The following is a 1,711-nucleotide window of genomic DNA, read 5'->3' on the forward strand; positions in this document are numbered from 1 at the left end:
TACAACGTGATCGAGGCCTTCGACCAGGAATGGAAGGCCAAGCTGGAGGGCACCGTCGGCGGCCATTGGGGCCTGTACAACGCCGACCGCACGCCGAAATTCTCGCTGGCCGGGCCGGTCGTCGGCAATGTCGCGTGGCCCTGGCTGCTTGCGGTGTCGAGCGGGCTGGCGCTGGTGCTGGTGGGCGGGCTGTCGCTGCTGCGCCGCCGGGTGCCGGGCACCGGCTGGGTCGTGCTGATCCTGCTGGCGCAGGCGCTCTCCACGCTTTATGTCCGCGCCGCCTTCCTGGCGGAGCATGGCAAGCATTACTGGCAGGACACCACGCTGGCCGTGGCGATGCTGGCGCTGACCGCGGCGCTGGCGCTGGCGGTGCTGCTGACCGCCCACCGCACGCTGGCCAGCGGCGGTCTGGCGAGCGAGCCGCTGGTCGGCCTGCGGCATGCCCGCCCGGCCCTGACCCGCACCGAGCGGGTGGGGCGGTGGAGCGCGGTGGCGCTGGGCGTCGCGGCGCTGGTCTGGTCGCTGCTGATCGTCTTCGACGGCCGCTACCGCGACTTCCCCAACCCGTACCTGCTGATCCCGGCGGTGGCGCTGCCGGCGCTGGGGCTGATCCGCACTGCCCGCCGGCCGCTGGGGAGCGGGACGCGGAATGCACTGGGCATCGCCAGCCTGTTCCGTCCGGCGGTTCCCGTTGCCGACGGCGAGCCGCGCGGCCTGTGCGGCGCCGTCCACCGCCTGCCGGTCGAGTCGGTGCTTGGCTTCGGGCTGCTGTTGGCCGCACTGCTGACCGTGGTGGCCGAGGGCTTCGTTCCGCTCGAATCGCTGATCTACGGCCAGCTGCCCTTCCTGGAGGCGCTGCACGAGGTCGACTGGACCCGGCCGAACTGGGAAGCCCTGGGCTGGGCGGCGTTGCAGATCCTGCTGGCGCTGCCCTTCCTTGCCGGCGTCTGGAGCGCCCGCCGCCCGCTGCGCCGGATCTGATCTGAAGCAGATCCGGCCTCAGTCGAGTCGGATTTGGGCGGCAGGTTCAGGATCGGATCAGTCCGTCCTGCTTCCCCGGCTCCGGCCCCGGCGCGGGTGTCGGGGCCGGAGCGGTGGGTGGCGTCAGCTGCCAGCTGTCGAGCGCCCGTTTCAGCGCGTCCAGCCCGGCGCCGGCGGAGTTCTTCGCCTCGTCCGCCGCGCGGGTGATGGCGGCGCACAGGGCGGCGCGGCGTTTCGGGTCGTTGCGGCTTTCCTCCAGCGCCCGGCCGACATCGTCGCTCGTGCCGCCCCTTGCGTCGGGTGGCACCGTCTTCGGGTCGATGCCCAGCAGCGGCAGCAGATATTCCCGTCCCTTCTCGCGCGCCATCGCCGCGGCCTTGTCGCCGAAGCGCTCCGCCGCCGCGACACCGGTGTCCCAGGCGCCGAGCGCGGCCGAGACGGTGGCGCTGCAGCGGCCGGCGGGATCGTCGGGCGAAACCGTCTGGGCCTGCAACGGGGCGGCGCTCAGCAGCAGGATGGCTGAAGGCCGTCCGCGCCCTGGGCGGCAAGATGGAGGAGTTGGATCCGCTGCTGGCTGCGGTGGAGGCTTATGCCGCAAACGGCATTCCGGTGGAAAGCCAGCTCCGGCAGGACTTCGCGGCGGTCACCGAGGCTGCCGGCCGCAGCGATCCCCGGCCGACGCCGATCAAATGGCTGTCCAACGTCACGGGCTGGACGCCGGTCGCGGTCG

At 72.6% G+C, this 1,711-nt stretch carries 1 protein-coding gene and 1 pseudogene; one reads left to right on the top strand and one right to left on the bottom strand.

Going from position 1 to position 1,711, the window contains the following annotated elements; all coding sequences use genetic code 11:
* A pseudogene (locus tag I71_RS21125) lies at window positions 1-981 on the top strand (glycoside hydrolase); the annotation flags it as partial.
* A 46-nt stretch (window positions 982-1,027) separates the two neighbouring features.
* Here I71_RS21125 and I71_RS21130 read toward each other — a convergent pair.
* A complete protein-coding gene (locus tag I71_RS21130) occupies window positions 1,028-1,474 on the bottom strand; it encodes a hypothetical protein (RefSeq protein WP_244433963.1) in 447 nt (148 codons plus the stop codon).
* Between the last annotated feature and the right edge of the window lie 237 nt (window positions 1,475-1,711).

This window comes from Azospirillum sp. B506 (assembly GCF_000333595.1).
GTDB lineage: Bacteria > Pseudomonadota > Alphaproteobacteria > Azospirillales > Azospirillaceae > Azospirillum.